The organism is Bradyrhizobium sp. AUGA SZCCT0176 (genome assembly GCF_018130145.1).
Classification (GTDB): domain Bacteria; phylum Pseudomonadota; class Alphaproteobacteria; order Rhizobiales; family Xanthobacteraceae; genus Bradyrhizobium.
The window spans coordinates 86,163-105,421 of sequence record NZ_JAFCMB010000007.1; the positions used below are offsets into that span (position 1 = coordinate 86,163).

13 protein-coding genes are annotated in these 19,259 nt (G+C 62.4%); 5 read left to right on the top strand and 8 right to left on the bottom strand.

Annotated features, from left to right (window positions below):
• The first annotated feature begins 145 nt into the window (after window positions 1-145).
• Window positions 146-2,146, top strand: a complete 2,001-nt coding sequence (locus JQ600_RS18540; RefSeq protein ID WP_212490023.1) for a carbohydrate porin — start codon at window positions 146-148, stop codon at window positions 2,144-2,146.
• A 32-nt stretch (window positions 2,147-2,178) separates the two neighbouring features.
• Here JQ600_RS18540 and JQ600_RS18545 read toward each other — a convergent pair whose 3' ends face one another.
• The 4 genes from JQ600_RS18545 to JQ600_RS18560 all read right to left on the bottom strand — a co-directional run bounded on the left by JQ600_RS18545 (window position 2,179) and on the right by JQ600_RS18560 (window position 7,457).
• Window positions 2,179-3,486, bottom strand: coding sequence for a hemolysin family protein (locus JQ600_RS18545; protein WP_212265757.1), 1,308 nt, complete (start codon window positions 3,484-3,486; stop codon window positions 2,179-2,181).
• Window positions 3,487-3,725: 239 nt separating this feature from the next.
• Complete coding sequence (locus tag JQ600_RS18550) at window positions 3,726-5,357, bottom strand: FMN-binding glutamate synthase family protein (protein ID WP_212386620.1); 1,632 nt, start codon at window positions 5,355-5,357, stop codon at window positions 3,726-3,728.
• A 200-nt stretch (window positions 5,358-5,557) separates the two neighbouring features.
• Window positions 5,558-6,430 carry a patatin-like phospholipase family protein gene (locus tag JQ600_RS18555; protein ID WP_212265755.1) on the bottom strand — a complete coding sequence of 291 codons (873 nt, stop codon included), beginning with the start codon at window positions 6,428-6,430 and terminating at the stop codon, window positions 5,558-5,560.
• Window positions 6,431-6,683: 253 nt separating this feature from the next.
• Complete coding sequence (locus tag JQ600_RS18560) at window positions 6,684-7,457, bottom strand: ferredoxin--NADP reductase (RefSeq protein WP_212265754.1); 774 nt, start codon at window positions 7,455-7,457, stop codon at window positions 6,684-6,686.
• Window positions 7,458-7,750: 293 nt separating this feature from the next.
• Between JQ600_RS18560 and JQ600_RS18565 the strand changes: the two genes are divergently transcribed.
• Window positions 7,751-8,755 carry a hypothetical protein gene (locus JQ600_RS18565; RefSeq protein ID WP_212386618.1) on the top strand — a complete coding sequence of 335 codons (1,005 nt, stop codon included), beginning with the start codon at window positions 7,751-7,753 and terminating at the stop codon, window positions 8,753-8,755.
• Window positions 8,748-10,070: a folylpolyglutamate synthase/dihydrofolate synthase family protein gene (locus JQ600_RS18570; protein WP_212386616.1), complete on the top strand. Its 1,323-nt coding sequence runs from the start codon at window positions 8,748-8,750 to the stop codon at window positions 10,068-10,070. Before JQ600_RS18565 ends, JQ600_RS18570 begins: the two co-directional genes overlap by 8 nt.
• Before the next feature lie 94 nt (window positions 10,071-10,164).
• Here the strand turns inward: JQ600_RS18570 and JQ600_RS18575 are convergent, their stop codons facing one another.
• Together JQ600_RS18575 and JQ600_RS18580 are read right to left on the bottom strand one after the other, a co-directional pair.
• Window positions 10,165-11,049: an amino acid ABC transporter substrate-binding protein gene (locus tag JQ600_RS18575; RefSeq protein WP_409363270.1), complete on the bottom strand. Its 885-nt coding sequence runs from the start codon at window positions 11,047-11,049 to the stop codon at window positions 10,165-10,167.
• A 102-nt stretch (window positions 11,050-11,151) separates the two neighbouring features.
• Window positions 11,152-12,447: a dicarboxylate/amino acid:cation symporter gene (locus JQ600_RS18580; protein ID WP_212265750.1), complete on the bottom strand. Its 1,296-nt coding sequence runs from the start codon at window positions 12,445-12,447 to the stop codon at window positions 11,152-11,154.
• A gap of 214 nt (window positions 12,448-12,661) precedes the next feature.
• Here JQ600_RS18580 and JQ600_RS18585 point away from each other — a divergent pair, with 214 nt between their 5' ends.
• Window positions 12,662-13,663, top strand: coding sequence for an NADP-dependent oxidoreductase (locus tag JQ600_RS18585; RefSeq protein WP_212386611.1), 1,002 nt, complete (start codon window positions 12,662-12,664; stop codon window positions 13,661-13,663).
• A 163-nt stretch (window positions 13,664-13,826) separates the two neighbouring features.
• On the opposite strand, the gene JQ600_RS18590 is transcribed toward JQ600_RS18585, so the two are convergent.
• Window positions 13,827-16,997 (bottom strand): efflux RND transporter permease subunit, encoded by a 3,171-nt coding sequence (locus tag JQ600_RS18590; RefSeq protein ID WP_212386609.1) that lies wholly within the window; start codon window positions 16,995-16,997, stop codon window positions 13,827-13,829.
• Window positions 16,998-17,006: 9 nt separating this feature from the next.
• Window positions 17,007-18,191, bottom strand: coding sequence for an efflux RND transporter periplasmic adaptor subunit (locus JQ600_RS18595; RefSeq protein ID WP_409363272.1), 1,185 nt, complete (start codon window positions 18,189-18,191; stop codon window positions 17,007-17,009).
• Window positions 18,192-18,416: 225 nt separating this feature from the next.
• On the opposite strand from JQ600_RS18595, the gene JQ600_RS18600 reads away from it, so the two are divergent.
• On the top strand, window positions 18,417-19,235 hold the full coding sequence (locus JQ600_RS18600) for a hypothetical protein (RefSeq protein WP_212386605.1): 819 nt from the start codon (window positions 18,417-18,419) through the stop codon (window positions 19,233-19,235).
• Window positions 19,236-19,259 lie beyond the last annotated feature (24 nt).

Here is a 19,259-nt window from a genome sequence, read left to right on the forward strand (position 1 = left end):
GATCTGGCTTTGAGCGGACGAATCGGGAAGAAGCCGACCGGGGGCGGCGGGGTTGATGACTTCATTTCTTGGGTGGCGGCAGGCGTTCAAATCTGCAGTGATGGTGCGAGACCGCAGCCCACTTCGCGCTCGAACAGGCCGCACCATGGGTTCGTACCGCCAATCCCTGCAGCATGTTTTGGCTGGCGCCGCCGTCGGTGCCATGACGCTCGCCAGTCCCGTCCTGGCGGCCGATATGTCGCTCAAGGCGCCCGCGCTCAAGGCTGTCTACAGCTGGACCGGTTTCTATGTGGGCGGCCATGTCGGTTACGGCGCCGGCAGCCTTGGCCCGGGCACCAACACCGAGCCCTTGCAGGGCGTGTTCCTCCCCCACAGCGTGACTGGACTGACCGGCGGCTACCAGGCCGGCTACAACCACCAGCTGGCCAACAAGGTCGTGCTCGGTGTGGAGGCCGACATATCGTTCGGCAGCCCGGTGGACATTCCGCGGCTCGCGCAGGTGCCGTTCAACAGCACCATCGATTACATCGCAACCGCGCGCGGCCGAGTCGGCTACGCGATGGGAACGTGGATGCCTTACGTCACGGGCGGCCTCGCATGGGGGAGCACCCATGTCAGCCTCAACGACCTCGGGATCATCATCCCGCCGAAGCGGTACCTCACGCATGTCGGCTGGACCGCCGGGCTGGGCATCGAGGTGGCGGTCGGCGGCAACTGGACCGTCAAGGCCGAATACGACTACGTCGACCTGGCGCGGCGGACCTATGACCTGACCGATGTCGGATTGCCGCGCGTCAACGTCGATCCCAACATTCACTTGATCAAGCTCGGACTGAATTACCGGCTGTGGGAGACGCCGCCTTGGGCAGGTCCCACACCGGTCGATGGACGCACCGCGCTTGCCGAGCCGAAAAACTGGAATGTGCACGGGCAGACCACGGTCATCGCGCAAGCCTATCCCCGCATGCGCTCGCCCTATGAGGGCACCAACAGTCTTCCGGGCGGCGGCCAGGGCCGCCAGACATGGACTGCGGATGCATTCATTGGCTGGCGGCTGTGGCAGGGCGGCGAGTTCTATTTCAACCCCGAACTGGCGCAGGGTTTTGGCCTCAACAGCACGCTGGGCCTTGCCGGCTTTCCCAACGGTGAAGCCCAGAAAGGTGGTGCGCCCTATCCAAAATATCGCCCGCAGCGCTACGTCTTTCGCCAGACCTTCGGCCTCGGCGGCGAACAGGAAGATGTCGCCGACGCTCCGATGCAACTCGCGGGCAAGCGCGACATCGACCGCGTCACGGTCACGATCGGCCGTTTTGCGGTCGGCGACTATTTCGACGGCAATTCCTACGCCAAGGATCCCCGCGTCGACTTCATGAACTGGGCGATGTGGTCGGCCGCGGCTTACGACTTCCCTGCCGACCTTCCCGGCTTCACCCGCGGCGCGGTGGTCGAACTCAACCGCAAGGACTGGGCGATCCGGGCCGGCCTGTTCCAGGTCCCCAACGCGCCCAACAGCGACGTCCTCGTGTTCAAGTCCGGCGGCGCGGTGGTTGAATTCGAGGAACGTCACACGATCTTCGATCAGCCCGGCAAGCTCCGGCTCGGCATTTTCGGCAATCGCGGCAACACCGGCAGCTACCGAAACGCGCTGGGGATAGCAGCGGCGGACCCGACGCTCGATATCAACGACGTCATCGTCGGCATAAGGCGCGAAAACACCAAGTACGGATTCTACATCAACGCCGAGCAGCAGATCGTCAAGGATGTCGGGATGTTCGCCCGCGCGAGCTGGAACGACGGGCGCAACGAAATCCTGTCGTTCACCGATGTGGATCGCAGCGTCTCCGCGGGGTTGTCGGTCAAGGGCAGTTATTGGGGCCGGCCGAGCGATACGTTCGGCATCGGCGGCGCCGTCAATGGGCTTTCATCTGCCCATCGCGACTTCCTGGCGGCGGGCGGCCTCGGCCTCCTCATCGGCGACGGCCGGCTCAACTACCGCAATGAAAGCATCTTCGAGACCTACTACGCGTTCGCGCTCGACAAGACCTTTACCTTCACCGCCGACTATCAGCTGATCGCAAACCCCGCCTATAATGGCGACCGTGGCCCGGCCTCGATCTTCTCGGGCCGTTTGCACGGCGAGTTCTGAGCCCCGACGTCAGAAAAATCGGCATCGCGCCATCACGCCTGCTCGTCGGCGGCCCCATCGTCGATTCGTGTCGCCAATGTCTTATCGATACGCCGGCCGTCGAGATCCACGATCTCGAAGCGCCAACCCTGCGCCTCGACCTGCTCACCGACAGTCGGAATTGCGCCGAACTGCTGGAGCAGGAAACCGGCCATGGTCTGATACTGCCGCGACGACGGCAGGACGATCTGGAGCAAATTCGCAAATTCGACGGCAGGCATCCAGCCCGAGATCAGGTAGGAGCCGTCGTCCCGCTTCACGACCGCCGCTTCGGGAGGCCCCTCCTCCGTATGAAAACCACCGACGATCGATTCGAGAATATCGGCGCTGGTTACCACGCCCTGGAAGACGCCGTATTCGTCATGCACCAATCCCATATGCACCGCGGAGTCGCGCAGGATGGCAACGACATCCCTGGCATCCAGGAATTCGGGAATGATCGGCGCATCCCGGACCAGCTTCCGAATGTCCGGTGCTTGCCCAGACAGATAGCTGTCCAGCATGTCCTTGGCCTGGACAATGCCGAGCGCCGCATCCGGATCCCCGTCGAACACCACAAAACGGGAATGGTTGCGGCCGGCGAGCGCCGCGAAAATGACGTCAGGCGTATCCGCCAGATTGATCATGCTGACTTCCGGGCGGGGAGTCATGACGGCGCCGACCGGAAGATCGCCGAGACGCATGACGCCCGCGATCATTTCCTTCTCGCCGGGCTCGAGCACGCCGGCGTTCTCGGCCTCGACCACCAGGGTGCGGATTTCGTCTTCGCTGACCTTTTCTTCGGCTTCACCGCGGTGACCGAGCAGCCACAACAGCCCCTTGCCCGAGCGGTCCAGCAGCCACACCAGGGGCGACGAAATTTTCGAGAGCAGCATCATGTAGGGCGCCACGCGCACCGCCACCGATTCCGGGTCACGCAGGGCGATTTGCTTGGGCACCAGCTCACCAATGATGAGTGAGGCGTAGGTGATGACGCTCACCACGACGCCGACGCCCATCGCGTCAGCCAGGCCTTTCGACAATCCGGATTCGACCAGCAGGCTGGTCAGGCGCTGGCCCAGCGTGGCGCCGGAAATCGCACCTGACAGCACGCCGATCAGCGTGATCCCGATCTGCACCGTCGACAGGAACTTGCCGGGATCAGACGCCAGCGCAAGTGCACGACGGGAACCCGTGACGTTCTTTTCGACCAGCGCGGCGAGCCGTGCCGGCCGCGACGAGACAATGGCAAGCTCCGACATTGAAAGCAGGCCATTGGTGATGATCAGGACCGTCACGATCCCGAGTTCCAGATAAAGCATTGTCTCCCTTTTTACGGGTGGTCATTCCAACATGGAGAGAGGCTTTATCAGAGCAGCGGGCCTGCGGCGAGTTATAGCTGTCGTCCCGAAGCCAATCTCCGTCGTCGTCCCTGCGAACGCAGGGACCCATAACCACAGGCGGTTGTTGCTGAAGGGAGGGTGTGTTTAGCTCCGTCGCTCAACCGTTGGGCCGCGGCGTATGGGTCCCTGCGTTCGCAGGGACGACACGAGTAGTATCCTCACCCCACCGGCTGGAACGAATCCGCCCGGGCCATATCCCAGGCGTCGCGGAAGCGTGGGTCGCTGGTGCCGTCGATCAGCTCGCCCGGGCGCAACGGCGGATAAAGTTTCGCGAACGTCAATGTGTCGTTCGTGGAGGATCGCTGCGAGAAGTGGATCGGCCGTAGCTGCTGCGGATGGTCGAGGCCAGCGGCGGCGAGAAGTTCGGACAGGGCGTGCAGGGTGGCGTGATGGTAGCTGTAGACCCGCTCGCTCTTGAGTGGCACCACCAACGCGCGGGCGCGGAGCGGGTCCTGGGTGGTCACCCCCGTCGGACAACGGTCGGTATGGCAGCTCAGCGACTGGATGCAGCCCAGCGCAAACATGAAGCCGCGCGCCGAATTGCACCAGTCGGCGCCGATCGCCATCGCGCGCGCCATGTCGAAGGCGGTCGCAATCTTGCCGGCGGCACCAATGCGGATGCGGTCGCGGGCATTGATGCCGACCAGCGCATTATGGACGAAATTGACACCCTCGCGCATCGGCATGCCCAGATGGTCCATGAATTCCAGCGGTGCTGCGCCGGTGCCGCCTTCATTGCCGTCGACGACGATGAAATCAGGGTAGATCCCGGTCTGCAGCATCGCCTTGCAGATGGCCAGGAACTCCCAGGGGTGGCCGATGCACAGCTTGAAGCCCGCAGGCTTGCCGCCGGACAACCGCCGCATCTCACCGATGAAGGTCATCATTTCGAGCGGCGTCGAAAACGCGCGGTGAGTGGCCGGCGAGATGCAATCTTCGCCCATCGGCACGCCCCGGATCTTTGAAATCTCTTCCGAGACCTTGGCCGCCGGCAACACGCCGCCGTGTCCGGGCTTGGCGCCCTGGCTGATCTTGAGTTCGACCATCTTGATCTGGTCGTCGGAAGCAATGCGCGCGAACAATTCGGGATTGAAGCTGCCGTCGCGGTTGCGGCAACCGAAATAGCCGGATCCGATTTCCCAGATGATGTCGCCGCCGTTCTCCCGGTGGTAGGGACTGACGCCGCCCTCGCCGGTGTCATGCGCGAAGTCGCCTTTCCTGGCGCCTGCATTCAACGCGCGTACGGCATTTGGACTAAGCGCGCCAAAACTCATCGCCGAAATGTTGAACACCGAGGCCGAATACGGTTTGGTGCAATCCGGACCGCCGATGGTGACGCGAAACTGCTCGACGGCGCGAGCCTTCGGCGCCATCGAATGATGCATCCATTCATAACCGTCGCGATAGACGTCTTCCTGGGTGCCGAACGGCCGCTTGTCGAGCTGCATCTTGGCGCGCTGATAGACCAGCGCGCGGGTATCGCGGGAGAACGGCATGCCGTCCTTCTCGCTCTCGAAGAAATACTGCCGCATCTCCGGCCGGATCTCTTCCAGCAGAAAACGGATATGCGCGGAGATCGGATAATTCCGCAGCACCGCGTGGCTCTCTTGCGTGAGGTCGCGAATGCCGAGAAGGGTAAGCCCGCCGAAGACCACGATGGGAATCAGCAATATTTCCCACACCTTCAAATTTTGATCGAAGATGCCGATGCCGATCAGCAGTGCCGTGACGACCGCGCAGATCGTCAGCACGATGTAGCGTGGCGAGAACGGCATCAACAGCGTTTCCATGACATCCCCTCAGCCGGAATATTCTTGCGGAATATTCTTGTTCGCCAGCAGCTTAATCCAACCATTGGAATAAGCACCATACGATATACGGTCTAGCCGTCACGGACGTGACAGGGGATCGCAAAAGATTTGCCGAAGCCGGCGGTGGTTGAATCAATTGATCGGAAGCTGCTTTTGCAGTGCAGCGTAACCGTCGTGTCTCAGTGGCTGTGCAGCCGCATTTCCCCGGGAATCTTACCCTGTTGCGGGCCATGGTGGGCCAGCCACGCATCTGTCGTGGCAATCGCGCGGTCGATGTGATCGGCGGTGCGCGAAAAATCGTAAGGTGATCCCACCAGCGGGCACAGCGGCGGCACCACGAAATATTCGATGCCGGGGTCGAGGCCCTCCAGCTCAATGACCAATTGTCGCGCGATCAGCAGCGTCAGCGCGTGCAGCGCATTGGCGACCGCGCCGACGGGAGGTGCCTGCGTGGCGCAGGCGTGCCCGGTCGGCAGGATGATCAGCCGTTTGGCGCCTTTCTGAACCGCGACCTGGATCGGCGTGTTGCTGGAGATCGCACCATCGGCGAGATAGTAATTCTTGTAGGGGATCGGCGCGAAAGCGCCGGGGATCGCGGTCGAAGCGACGATCGCCTCCGAGGTCGAGCCTTCCGACAGCACAACGCTGTCGCCGGAAATGATGTCGGTGGTGACGATATGCACCGGCACCTTGGCGTCCTGCAGATTGCGATAGGGAATGTGGTCGTCGATCAGCTTGCGGATGCCGTCGTGGGAAATCAGGAAATCGCGGCGCCACAGAAAGCTCAGCACCGTGCGCCAATTCATCGGAAACACGTCATGCCGCGTTAGTCCGCGCCAGATGTCGCCCAGCCGCTCCACGCCCTTGAGCGTCGGATCACCGGCATAGAAGGCGCCGTTGAGGGCGCCGACACTGGAGCCGACCACCATATCGGCGGAAATTCCGTGGGCGGCGAGCGAATGCAACATGCCGACCTGAATGGCGCCAAAGCTGCCGCCGCCGGCGAACACAAAGGCGGTCTTCACCGGGCCGATCTGATCGCGTACCGACAACACGTGAACTCCCCGATCGCCGCGTCGGCACAGGCCGCAAGGCGTTGGGAGGATTATAGCAGCGGGGGAAGGGGATGGGCTACTGGCGGCGCGACGCTCTATCCCCACGTCGTCCCGGACAAGCGAAGCGCGATCCGGGACCCATAGCCACCGATCTGGGTTGTGAGGAACAACTGGAGCAACAGCTCGCCATAACCACGAGGCCGGTGGTTATGGGTCCCCGCGTTCGCGGGGACGACAACCGATGGAAACCTCAGCGTTCCACAAACGCCTTTTCGATCACGAAGTGACCGGGCTGGTTGTGGCTGCCTTCGAGGAAGTCGCGCGTCTCGAACAGCTGGCGCAGTTCTTCCAGCATGCCCGGGCTGCCGCACATCATGATGCGGTCGGTCGCGATATCGAGCGGCGGCTGGTGGATGTCGTTGAACAGCTGTTCCGAGGTGATCAGGTCGGTGATGCGGCCCCGGTTGCGGAACGGCTCGCGGGTCACGGTCGGATAATACAGCAGCTTCTCGGACAATAGCGGTCCGAACAATTCGTCGTCGCGCAGCTTCGCGACCAGTTCCTCGCCATAAGCGAGTTCGGAAACCTGCCGGCAGCCATGAACCAGAACAATGGTTTCATAGCGCTCATAGACATCAGGGTCCTTGATCAGGCTCGCGAACGGCGCGAGCCCGGTGCCGGTCGACAGCAGCAGCAGGCGCTTGCCCGGAATCAGATTGTCGGTGATCAGCGTTCCCGTCGCCTTGCGGCCGACCAGGATCGTGTCGCCTTCGCGGATCTTCTGCAGCTTCGAGGTCAGCGGCCCGTCCGCGACCTTGATCGAGAAGAACTCGAGTTCCTCCTCGTGATTGGCGCTCGCCATGCTGTAGGCACGCAGCAGCGGACGGCCCTCGACCTCGAGGCCGATCATCGCGAACTGCCCATTCTGGAAACGGAAGCCGGAATCGCGGGTGGCGGTGAAGCTGAAAAGTGTATCGGTCCAATGACGGACAGAAAGAACTTTCTCTCTATAGAACGCGCTCATGTGTTTTCGTTTTTCCTGACGTCTTGGTGTAGAACAATCCGGTTTTTCGGGTCTCGAAACGACGAAAACCCCCGAAATCATTGGCGATTTGTCGCTTCAATTGCGCCAATGACAGAGATAGTCAAGATCAATTGGCGTACAATTGAGAACTCGGAATGGCAGTCGGTTTATTTTGCAGAAAGGTTCGATTGGTCTTCGTTAACAGAGATCACGCGCGCAATTAACTTGCTGAAATCGGCACCAATCTGGCAATAAATTGCTACGCAATCTTAGAACGCGTCAAAAGAGCCCGCATGCGAAGCGTGAGAGAATTTCGACAAGGTAAACCGGGCTTTTATCCGGACCAGTCGATCTATGCCGAATTCGCCTGCGCCGAATTCGGATTAACTTTTCGCGATCTCGACGGCGGCTCGGGACTGATCTTCAGCGTGGCTTCAGAGGCAAAATCCCTGCATTTCGGCGCGGGTCGCTGCTCATGGTATCCGCAGAACAACGCCACCGCCTCGACGCTGGCTTCCGACAAATACTTCACCGGCAGAATCCTTGACGAAGCCGGCGTGCGAACGATCGGCGGTGAATATTTCTTCCTGCACGATCGCTATCGTGCGCATCGACCATTGGGCCATGAGCGCGCCGACGCGCTGGCGTATTTTCGCAAGCTGGGCGGATCCGCCTTCGCCAAACCGCTGACGGGATCGCGCGGCGATTTCGCACAAAGGCTCCACGACGAGGCTTCGCTGATCCAGCATCTCGACGACGTCGCGAAATACTACGACGCGGTCATGATCCAGCCGATCGTCGAAGGCGTCGAGTACCGGATTTTCCTTCTCGACGATGATGCGCTGTATTGCGCGCGCAAATATCCGCCCTTCGTCCGCGGCGACGGCGTGCACACGCTGCGCGAATTGTTCGCTGCCCATAACGATGCCCTTCGCGCCCGCGGTCTCTCGCCGGTGTCGCCAGGGGATAGCGACCCATCGCTCGACGCGGTGCCGGCGAAGGGCGAACGCCGCGACATTCCGGGCCGGATGAATCTGAGCGCAGGCGGAACGATGGTGCTGGAAGCAGCGCCTTCCGAAACAGCGGTCGCGCTGGCGAGAAAAGCCGCACGCGCGCTCGGGCTTCGTGTCGCAGCCGTTGATCTGTTCGCCGGCATTGGCGGCGAGCCCGACGCGGCAATTGTGATCGAGGTCAATTCCAATCCATCGATCCGGCTGCTGGAAGAATCCGATCGCGGCGATCTGATCCTCGAAATCTGGCACCACACGTTTTCGACGATGGGATTAACAGATGTTTGACCTGCCTAAGTATGGCGACGGCATCTGCCTCGCGCGCCTGGCCGATTTGATGGATAGGCTCCGTCTCAGTGGCGGATGGCTGCAAACCCGGTCGATCGTGGTGACCGGCTCGAACGGCAAGGGCAGCACGGCGGCGATGTGCGCCGCGATCGGCCGCGCCTGGGGCTTGCGCACCGGGCTCTTCACGTCGCCGCATCTCGAGCGTTTCAACGAGCGAATCCAGGTCAACGGCGTGCCGATCAGCGACGAGGCCTTTGCCCGTTTGAAGCAAGAGGTTGAGGCGGGCATTGCCGTGATTACGGACCTGCGCGGCGAACGCTTTGGCGCCTTCGAGGCGCTGTTCGGGCTGGCATGCCTGCATTTCGTGAAGACAGATTGCGAATTCATGGTGTTCGAGGCCGGCATCGGCGGTCGCTACGATCCCGTCCGCCTGGTCGGCGCACGGGAAACCTGCGTTACCTCGGTCGACTACGAGCATGTCGAACTGCTCGGCAACAGTCTTGAGCAGATTGTCTCCGACAAGAGCGATGCCTGTGCCGCTGGCGGCACTATCATTTACGGCGAGAACTGCCTACCGTTGCAGCGGCATCTCTACGAATATAACCGGTATCGTGATGTCACATCGCTGTTCGTCCGCCACCAAGTCGGCATCAGCGGTGAGCTGGCGTCGGCGTCAGGGCAGCAGTTCGATTTCAATTTCCTGTTCGGTGATTGCGCATATCGGGGATTGGAGACGAACCTGCTCGGCACGGTTCAGTTCAACAATGCCGCAATCGCCGCCGCGCTGTTCCTGCTGTGGGGACGAAAGAGGTTGTTGGGCCAGACGCCGGAGAAATTCGAATCCGCTATCCGTACCGGCCTGCGGGACACGCAATGGCCGGGCCGTCTCGAAGTGATCGCGCAAGATCCGCTGACCGTGATCGATGTCGGCCACACCCCCGACGGCATCCGGCAATCGCTCGCAAGTCTCAAGGCGATCCACGGCGACGATGACTGGATTCTCGTCACCGGCGCGTCCGGCGACAAGAAGGCCGGTGAGATCGTAGGCAGCCTGGCGCCGGCCTTCGACACAATCATCTGCACGGCGGCGTACCACAAGGGCGCCGACCCGCACGACATCGCCGCCGCGGCGCGGCTCGCCAATCCCGCGGCGGATATTCAGGTCACCGCGACGATCGAGGATGCGGTTCGGCTGGCCGGTGCGTTAGCGGGCTCTCGAAAGCGCAAACTATATGTCGCGGGCGGATTGTTCTTGGCGATCGAATACGCCACGGCCGCCCGTGGCGGCCGCGCGCAGGATTTGCGGTTTTTTTGATTTCGTCATTCCGGGATGGTCCGAAGGACCAGACCTCAGGTGCGCAATTGCACATCTGAGGTTCGATGCTACGCATCGCCCCGGAATGACTGCGTCAGTTGGTTCCCCCGGCCGAGTCGTCGAGCACCTTGAAAGCCTCCTCGAGCTGCGGTGAGATCGCAACGCCGAGCTTCTCGCCGGTCGGCAACCGCCCCACGAACCATTTGTTGTAGAGCGGCACCAGATCGCGGCCCGAGCCGAGTTTGCGGAAGGTACGCTCGACCACCGCTTTCAACTGCGGCTCACCCTTGCGGAACATGATGCCGTAGGGATCGTAGGACAGGTACTCACCGGTGACCTTGAACTGGGCCTGGGCCTTGTGCCGTGCGATCAGGCCGTAGAGCAGGATGTCGTCGGTGGCAAACGCGTCGGCCTTGCCGTCCACCAGCATCTGGTAGGATTGCTCGTGGTCGGGCGAGGTCAGGATATTGAGGCCGAGCGAGAACTTCTTGTCGACATTATGCATCGCCTGCTCGTTGGTGGTGCCTTTGGTGACCACCAACGTCTTGCCCTTCAGGTCCGTCGGCGCCGAGATCGTCGAGGCCTTTGGCACCATCAGCTTGGTGCCGGCCACGAACATCAGCGGCGAGAACGCCACCAGCTTGGCGCGTTCGGCATTGGCCGTGGTCGACCCGCATTCGAGGTCGATCTTGTTGTCGGTCACCGCCGGTATGCGGTCGTCGGAGGTGACCTTGACGTATTCGATCTTGAGGTTCGCATCGTCGACCTCGACCCCGATTTCCTCGACGATCGCCTCGCATAATTCGAGGCTATAGCCGATCGGTCGGTTGGATTGGTCCAGGAACGAAAACGGCGGCGAGCTCTCGCGATAGCCGAGCCGCACGACATGGGTCTTCTTGATGTTGGCGAGCGTGGGGCTGAGCCCCTCGCTCACGGTCTGGGCCCGCGCCGGCGTTGCCAGCAGACCAGCTGCCAGCAACAGGCCAACGGCCGCTATCCGCCTACGCGCAAGCGCTCTTGTAGGTCCTCTTGCAGGTCCTCTTGTCGGCCCTCTTGGGAACTGATGCATGCATCTCTCCCGTCAATGCGTGGCCGGGATGGGCTCGCCGGGAACGGCATCCGTCGGGACCACGTCATCGGGGCCAAGCTCGTGCTCGGGTTTGAGCTCGCCTTCCCATTTCGCAACCACGGCGGTGGCGAGCGAATTGCCGATCACGTTGGTGGCGCTGCGTCCCATGTCGAGGAACGTATCGATACCCATGATCATCAACAGGCCCGCCTCGGGAATGCCGAACTGGCTGAGCGTCGAGGCGATCACCACCAGGGACGCGCGGGGAACGCCTGCGACCCCCTTCGAGGTGATCATCAGCGTTGCCAGCATCGCAAGCTGGGTCCCGAGCGGCATGTCGATGTGATAGGTCTGCGCGATAAACACGCTCGCGAAGGTGCAGTACATCATGGTGCCGTCGAGGTTGAACGAGTAACCCAGCGGCAGCACGAAGCTCGAGATGCGCGACGACGCCCCGAACCGGTTGAGCCCTTCGAGCGTCTTCGGATAGGCGGCCTCCGACGACGCGGTCGAGAACGCGATCATCAGCGGCTCGCGGATCAGCCGCAGCAGGTTCTTGTATCTCGGCCCGATCACGATGAAGCCGACGACGATCAGGATGATCCAGAGGATCGCCAGCGACAGATAGAAGCCGCCCATGAAGACGATCAGCTTCCACAGGACGCCGAGGCCGTTCTTCGCCACCGTCGCCATGATCGCCGCCCATACCGCCAGCGGCGCGAACAGCATCACATAGCCGGTGACCTTGAGCATGATGTGGGCGAGATCGTCGATCAGCGACAGGATCGGCTTGGAGCGTTCCTCCGGCATCGCGCCGAGGGCGACGGCGAAGAACACCGCGAACACCACGATCTGCAGGATTTCATTCTGCGCCATCGCATCGGCGATCGAGGTCGGGATCAGATGCATCAGGAATTTTTCGAACGAGAACGCCGACACCGGCAGTCCGGTCGACTGCGACTTGTCGGGCAGCGTGCCGGGGAAGTTCGCTCCGGGCTCCAGCAGGTTGACCATGACAAGGCCGAGCAGCAACGAGACGAACGAGGCGGTGACGAACCAGCCCATGGTCTTCGCAAAAATCCGGCCGAGCCTCGAGCCGGAGCCCATATGGGCGATGCCGCCGACCAGCGTGGCGAACACCAATGGCGCGATGATCATCTTGATCAGGCGCAGGAACAGCATTGCGACCAGATTTACATCAGCCGCGATCGCCACCCGATTGTCGGGCATGTAATTGAAAACGACGGTCCCCATCACGATGCCAAGCGCCATCGCGATCAGGATGTATTGTGTGAACCTGCTCGACATTTTTTCTGACCCCCGTTTTTCCGGCAACCTTAAGTTTGGCAGATTTGGAGGGCGGCGCAACAAACTTGCGACAATTTACACACTTGCCGAAATGTTTCCGTTGTGGATCTCGCGCACGGCGACTAGCGTTCGGTGCAGCGCACAACATGTGCAATCGGTCGCCTGATATGCGATCAACTGCATCAAGAACGATCAATCCGAGGGAAGGAACGCCATGAACGCTACCGTCAATCGCCAGATCCTGCTGGTGGAAAAGCCGACCGGAAAACTCGGGCCCGAGCATTTCAAGATGTCGGAGGGCGCGGTGCCGGAGCCGAAGGACGGCGAGGTGCTGGTGCGGGCGCGCTATATCTCGCTCGACGCCGCCAACCGCGCCTGGATGCACGGCGCCACCTATCGCGCCGCGGTCGAGGCCAACACCGTGATGGCCGGCGGCGGCATCGCCGAGGTCGTGTCCTCGAAGGCACCTAGCCTCAGCCCCGGCGACATCGTGTTCGGCGATACCGGCTGGCAGGATTACGCGGCGGTGCCCGCAAAGCATTTGACAAAAATGCCCCGGATGGAGCCGATGACGCATCTGCTCAGCGTCTACGGCATCGCCGGCCTCACCGCCTATTTCGGCCTGCTCCATGTCGGCAAGCCCAAGGAAGGTGAAACCGTCGTGGTCTCGGCCGCGGCCGGCTCGGTCGGCTCGATCGTCGGCCAGATTGCAAAAATCAAGGGATGCCACGTCGTCGGCATCGCCGGCGGCAAGGATAAATGTAACTGGCTCACCAGCGAACTCGGCTTCGACGCCGCGGTCGATTACAAGGACGGCGCGACCTACAAGGCGCTGCGGGCAGCAGCGCCGAAGGGCATCGACGTCTATTTCGACAATGTCGGCGGCGACATTCTGGAGGCCTGCATCGCGCTGATGAACAATCGCGGCCGCATCTCCTGCTGCGGCGCGATCTCGCAATATGACGGCGTGCCGTCGGCGACCGGCCCGCGCGGGGTGCCCGGTCTGATCGTGGTGAAACGGCTGATCATGCAGGGCTTCATCGTGATGGACTACATGAACGAGCGCGATCAGGCCCTGAAGGACCTGCAGTCCTGGGTCGCTTCCGGCAAACTGAAAGTGCAGGAAGATGTCATCAACGGGCTGGAAAACACACCGCAGGCGCTGATCGGACTATTGGCCGGCGAGAACCGCGGCAAGCGGATGGTGAAGGTGTAGGGCTCTCGTTTCACCTCGCCCCGCTTGCGGGGAGAGGTCGGATCACATCGCAGATGTGATCCGGGTGAGGGGGTACAGGTTTATCAACTCGCACCAATTTCGCGGAGAGAGCCCCTCACCCCAACCCTCTCCCCGCAAGAGCGGGGCGAGGGAGCAAACAGATCTAATGCGCAGCACCCGGCGTCTGCGGCGCCACCTGCGCGCTCGCTTTTTTCCGCTTCCGCTCGCTGAGCCAGTTCTCGAACCGCTGCACCACGACAAAGAACGTCGGCACGAACAGCACCGCGAGGCAGGTCGAGGCCAGCATGCCCGAGAACACGGTGATGCCGATCGATTTGCGGGCGTTGGCGCCGGCGCCGGTCGCCAGCACCAGCGGCACCACGCCGAGGATGAAGGCAAACGACGTCATCAGGATCGGCCGGAACCGGGCTCGCGCCGCCTCAACGGCGGATTCCAGCAGCGGCTTGCGGTCGCGCACATGCAGTTCGAGCGCGACCTCGACGATCAGAATGGCGTTCTTGGCCGACAGCGCTATCAGCAGGATGATACCGATCTGGGTATAGAGGTTGTTCTCGATCCGCAGGCCCGTCAGCACGATCATCGGACCGAGCAGCGACAACGGCACCGCTAATATCACCGAGATCGGCGCAAACCAGCTTTCATATTGTCCGGCCAGCACGAGATAGACCAATAGCAGCGCGAGCCCGAACGCCCAGTAGATCTGGCCGCCGACGACCTTCTCCTGGTACGACATCGCCGTCCATTCAAAGCCGGTCCCCGGCGGCAGGGTCTTTTCGGCGATCTCCTCCATCAGTTTCATCGACTGGCCCGAGCTGTAGCCCGTGGCCGGCAGGCCGATGATGCTTGCGGACGGATAGAGATTGTACAGGCTGATCAGCGAGGGGCCGACCGAGGGCGTGATCTTGGCGACCGTGCCGAGCGGGATCATGTCGCCATTGCTGTTACGCACCATCATGTTTTGCATGTCGCGCAGGGTGAGGCGGTACTGCGCGTCCGCCTGGGCGTAGACCTGGAAGGTGCGGCCGAACTTGTTGAACTGGTTGACGTAGGTCGAGCCCATGTAGGACGACAGCGTCGAGAAGATCTGGTCGGTCGTGACATGCAGGGTCTGGGTCTTGACCCGGTCAACCTCGACGTCGAATTGCGGCACCATCGAGCGGAACGACGAACTGATGCGCTGCAGCGCGCTCTGCGTCTGCGCGTTGGAGACGATGGCGCCGGCAATCGCCTGCAGCTTGCCGTAGTCGGCATTGCCGTCGCGCAACTGAACCTGCATCGCAAAACCCGCGGCGTTGCCGATGCCCTGGATCGGCGGCGGCGGAACCACCAGGATGCGCGCCTCCTCGATGACGGACATTTTCTCGTTCAGGCCGACGAACAGCGACCGCAGGTCCTCGCCCTCGCCGCGCGCGCTCCACTCCTTCAGGATCAGATAGGCGACGCCGGCATTGGCGAGGCTGGAAGAACTGTCCAGCGCCGAGATGCCGGAAATGCTGATGACCTGATCGACGCCGGGGTGCTTGCTGGCGATGTCGCTGACGCGGGTGAGCACTTGCTGGGTGCGGTCGAGCGAGGCGCCGTCGGGCAGTTGCACGGCGACCAGAAGATAGCCCTGATCTTCAATGGGAATAAACCCGGTCGGCACCCGCGACAGGCCGTAGCCGGCGCCACAGATCAGGATGAGGGCTGCTATCACCGAGATATTGCTGTGCGCGACCAGGCGGCCGATCAGCCGGGCATAGGCGCGTTCGACCCGGTCATAGACCGCGTTGAAGCCGCGGTAGAAGAAATTGCGCTGTTCCGGCGGCGCCGGCCGGCGCAGCCACAGCGCGCATTGGGTCGGCTTCAGCGTCGCGGCATTGATGGCGCTGAGCAGCGCGGTCGCCGCGATGACAAGCGCGAATTGCGAATACATCCGCCCCGTCAATCCCGGCAGGAAGGCCGACGGCAGGAACACCGAGATCAGCACCAGCGTGATGCCGACGATCGGCGCGAACAGCGCGTCCATCGCCGATATCGCGGCGTCATGGCCGGACATGCCCTTCTCGATATTATGCGCCGCGCCCTCGACCACGACGATGGCGTCGTCGACCACGATGCCGATCGCGAGCACGATGGCGAACAGGGTCGAGATATTGACGGTAAAGCCGAGCGCCGCCATCGCGGCAAAGGCGCCGATGATCGTCACCGGCACGGTCGTCGCCGGCACCAGCATTGCCCGCCAGTCCTGCAGGAAAATCAGGATCACGATCAGGACGAGGAAGCCGGCCTCGATCAGCGTCTTGTAGACCTCCTTGATCGATTCCGAGACGAATTTCGTGGTGTCGAACGGCGTGTCATATTTCACATCCTGCGGAAACGCTTTGGCGAGCACCGCCATCTTTGCCTCGACGGCCTTCTCGACCTCGAGCGCGTTGGCGCCGGGCGACTGGAACACGCCGATGCCGGTGGCGGGCTTGTTGTTGAGCGAGAACGCCTGGCTGTAGGTCTGGGCGCCGAGCTCGACCCAGCCGACGTCGCGGACACGGGTGACATCGCCATTGCTGCCGACCTTGACGATGATGTCCTCGAACTCGCTCTTGTCGCTGAGCCGCCCGTTGACGTTCAGCGTGTACTGGAACGCCTGTCCCGCAGGCGCCGGCGGGGCGCCGACCTGGCCTGCCGTGACCTGCTGGCTCTGCTGCTGAATCGAGGAGACGACATCCTGCGGCATCAGGTTGCGCACCTGCAGCTTGTTCGGATCGAGCCAGACCCGCATCGAATACTGGCCGGCGCCGAACACCGTGACGTTGCCGACGCCGGGCAGGCGCGACAGTTCGTCCCTGATGTTGATGGTGGCGTAATTGCTCAGGAACAGGCTGTCATAGGTCGCATTCGGCGACGTCAGCGTCACGAACAGCAGGACCGCCGTCGACTTCTTCTGCACGGTGACGCCCTGGTTCTGCACCGACTGCGGCAGCTGCGCCAGCGCGCTCGACACCCGGTTCTGCACCAGCACCTGCGCGAAGTTGAGGTCGGTGCCGATCTTGAACGTCACGGTCAGCGAATAGGTGCCGTCGGCGCCGCTGTAGGACTGCATGTAGAGCATGTCCTCGACGCCGTTGACCTGCTGCTCGATCGGCAGCGCCACGGTATCGATCACGGTCTTTGCGCTGGCGCCGGGATAGCGCGTCGTCACCTGCACCGTCGGCGGCACCACATCAGGATATTGCGCCACCGCGAGGCGGAACAGGCACACCCCGCCGATCAGGATCATCAGGATCGCGATGACGTTGGAAAGGACGGGCCGCTCGATGAAAAATTTCGAAATCATGGCCGGTCCTTATTTGGTGGGCGCCGGCGACGCTTCGATTTTCTTGACCTGCGGGTCGACCTTCTGACCGGGGATCGCGCGGAGCAGCCCCGCCGTGACCACCCGGTCGTCCGGCTTCAGGCCACTCTCGATGACGCGCAGGTCGCCCTCCAGCGGCCCGGTCTGTACCTTGCGTTGTTCGACCACATTTTCCGCGTTCACGACCAGCACGTAACGGCCAGCCTGGTCGCTGCCGAGCGCCACGTCAGGCACCAGCAATGCGTTCACCTGCTCATCGAAGGGCACACGGACCCGGACGAAGAATCCCGGCAACAGCGCTCGGTCCGGATTCGGCAATACGCCGCGCACGGCGAGCGTACCGGTCGATTGATTCAGGGTCGGCGAGACGTAGTCGAGGTTGCCCTTGTGCGGAAAGCCGGTCTCGGTCTGCAATCCGACCTCGACCGGTAGCTTCCGGAGTTCTTCGACCGAGATGCCCCTTTTCCGGGCTTCTTCCCGGATCCGCAGCACGTCCTGTTCGTTGACGTTGAAATTCACATAGATCGGGTCGAGCGCCACGATGTTGGCGAGCTGTGTCGGCGACGAGACGCCGACCAGTTCGCCGATGGAGACCAGATGCGCGCTGACGATGCCGTCGAACGGCGCCGTGACGTTGGTATAGCCGTAATTGACGGCCGCAATCTTGGTGTTGACCTGGGCCTGCTGCAGGTTTGCCTGCGCGTTCTCGCGCGCCGCCGTCGAAGTATCGAGCGTCGCCTGCGAGACCGCCTGTCTTTGCACCAGCTCCGACTGCCGCTTGAAATCGGCTTCGGCCTGCTTCATCGAGGCCTCCATGCCGGTTTGGGCGGCCTGCGCCTGATCGAGCTTCAGCTTGTAGGTTTCAGGTTCGATCGTGAACAGCGTGGTGCCTGCCTTCACGAAGGTGCCGTCTTTATAATTGATCGATTGCAGGAAGCCCTGCACGCGCGCGACCAGATCGACGTTCTTGATCGGCGCTGTATTGCCGGTCGCCTCCAGATAGCGCGTGATGCTGCGCTGCACCGGCACGGCGACCTCAACTTTCGGCGGCGGCGGCGGCACAAAAGTATTTTGTTCGCAGGCACTTAAGACGCCGAATGCGGCAATGGCGAGGACCGCACGACACGCAATGGCGCCTCTCTGTCTGAAGGTGTCATGTGGTCTGCTGCATGCCAGCGAACGCTCAGACTTCATCTGCGTGCCTCAATACGTTTGTTCTTGCAAAGCGCGTTCTATTCAAATTATGGCGTTCGACCATCCCATAAAAATAGCAACAATCCACTTGCAGGGGAACCGGAAACCGAAAATGATGCCGCGCGCGAAATTTTCTTCGCTTTCTCGTTCATGATTTTACTTCTGTTGAAGCGGCGGCTCCAGCGACGACAAAAAGGATTTATTCAAATGATCAACACGTTGACACGTGCGGCAACGCTCGGGGCGTTGATGACGGCAGTGATATTCGCAAGTGCAGCACCGTTATCTGCGCAAGCGCCGAGCCAGGCGCAACGCGACGCGATCAAGACCCAATGCCGCTCGGATTATATCGCGCATTGCTCCAGTATTCCGCCGGGCGGCGAAGCTTCGCTGCAATGCCTGCAGAAGAATATGTCGAGCCTGTCATCGAGCTGTCAAAGCGCGGTGCGCGCCGTGCAAGCGCCGGCTGCCGCCGCGCCCGCGGCCAAGCCCGAAACCACTCCGGCCGCGGCCGGCGCACAGCCTGCCACCACCACCGCGGCGCCCAAGGCCGATACCAAGCCTGCAGCCGCGGGGCAGCCGTCCAGCGCGCAGATCTCCGCGGTCCGCAGCGCCTGCCGCTCCGACTATCCAAAAGTCTGCGCTGGCGTGCCGACCGGCGGCGCCCCGGCGCTGCAGTGCCTGGACAAGAACAAGGCAAAACTTTCGCCGGCTTGCGAGAAGGCGGTCACGGCGGCCGTCGGCGGTGGTGCCGCACCGGCAGCGGGCGCCGCTCCCGCGGCGGCGGCAGCTCCGGCAGCGGCAGGCGCTGCTGCTGCACCGGCCGCGCCCACCGTGATCGTGCTGCGACCGATGCGGCCGCGCGAAGAGCTGATGGTGCTGCGGTCGGCCTGCGGCGCCGATGTCCGCACGATCTGCGGTGGCGTTCAGCCGGGCGGTGGCCGCATCGTGCAGTGCCTCGCCACCAACGCGGGCAGGCTGTCGCCAGCCTGCCAGGACGTGCTGGCCCAGTTCAAGGCGCAGTAGCAGGCCGCGCTACCCGGTTCGCGC

Excerpts from the sequence above, each read along its gene's own strand:
- JQ600_RS18540 (WP_212490023.1), top strand. The coding sequence starts at position 146 with ATGGGTTCGTACCGCCAATCCCTGCAGCATGTTTTGGCTGGCGCCGCC.
- JQ600_RS18545 (WP_212265757.1), bottom strand. The coding sequence starts at position 3,486 with ATGCTTTATCTGGAACTCGGGATCGTGACGGTCCTGATCATCACCAAT.
- JQ600_RS18550 (WP_212386620.1), bottom strand. The coding sequence starts at position 5,357 with ATGGAAACGCTGTTGATGCCGTTCTCGCCACGCTACATCGTGCTGACG.
- JQ600_RS18560 (WP_212265754.1), bottom strand. The coding sequence starts at position 7,457 with ATGAGCGCGTTCTATAGAGAGAAAGTTCTTTCTGTCCGTCATTGGACC.
- JQ600_RS18565 (WP_212386618.1), top strand. The coding sequence starts at position 7,751 with ATGCGAAGCGTGAGAGAATTTCGACAAGGTAAACCGGGCTTTTATCCG.
- JQ600_RS18570 (WP_212386616.1), top strand. The coding sequence starts at position 8,748 with ATGTTTGACCTGCCTAAGTATGGCGACGGCATCTGCCTCGCGCGCCTG.
- JQ600_RS18580 (WP_212265750.1), bottom strand. The coding sequence starts at position 12,447 with ATGTCGAGCAGGTTCACACAATACATCCTGATCGCGATGGCGCTTGGC.
- JQ600_RS18585 (WP_212386611.1), top strand. The coding sequence starts at position 12,662 with ATGAACGCTACCGTCAATCGCCAGATCCTGCTGGTGGAAAAGCCGACC.
- JQ600_RS18590 (WP_212386609.1), bottom strand. The coding sequence starts at position 16,997 with ATGATTTCGAAATTTTTCATCGAGCGGCCCGTCCTTTCCAACGTCATC.
- JQ600_RS18600 (WP_212386605.1), top strand. The coding sequence starts at position 18,417 with ATGATCAACACGTTGACACGTGCGGCAACGCTCGGGGCGTTGATGACG.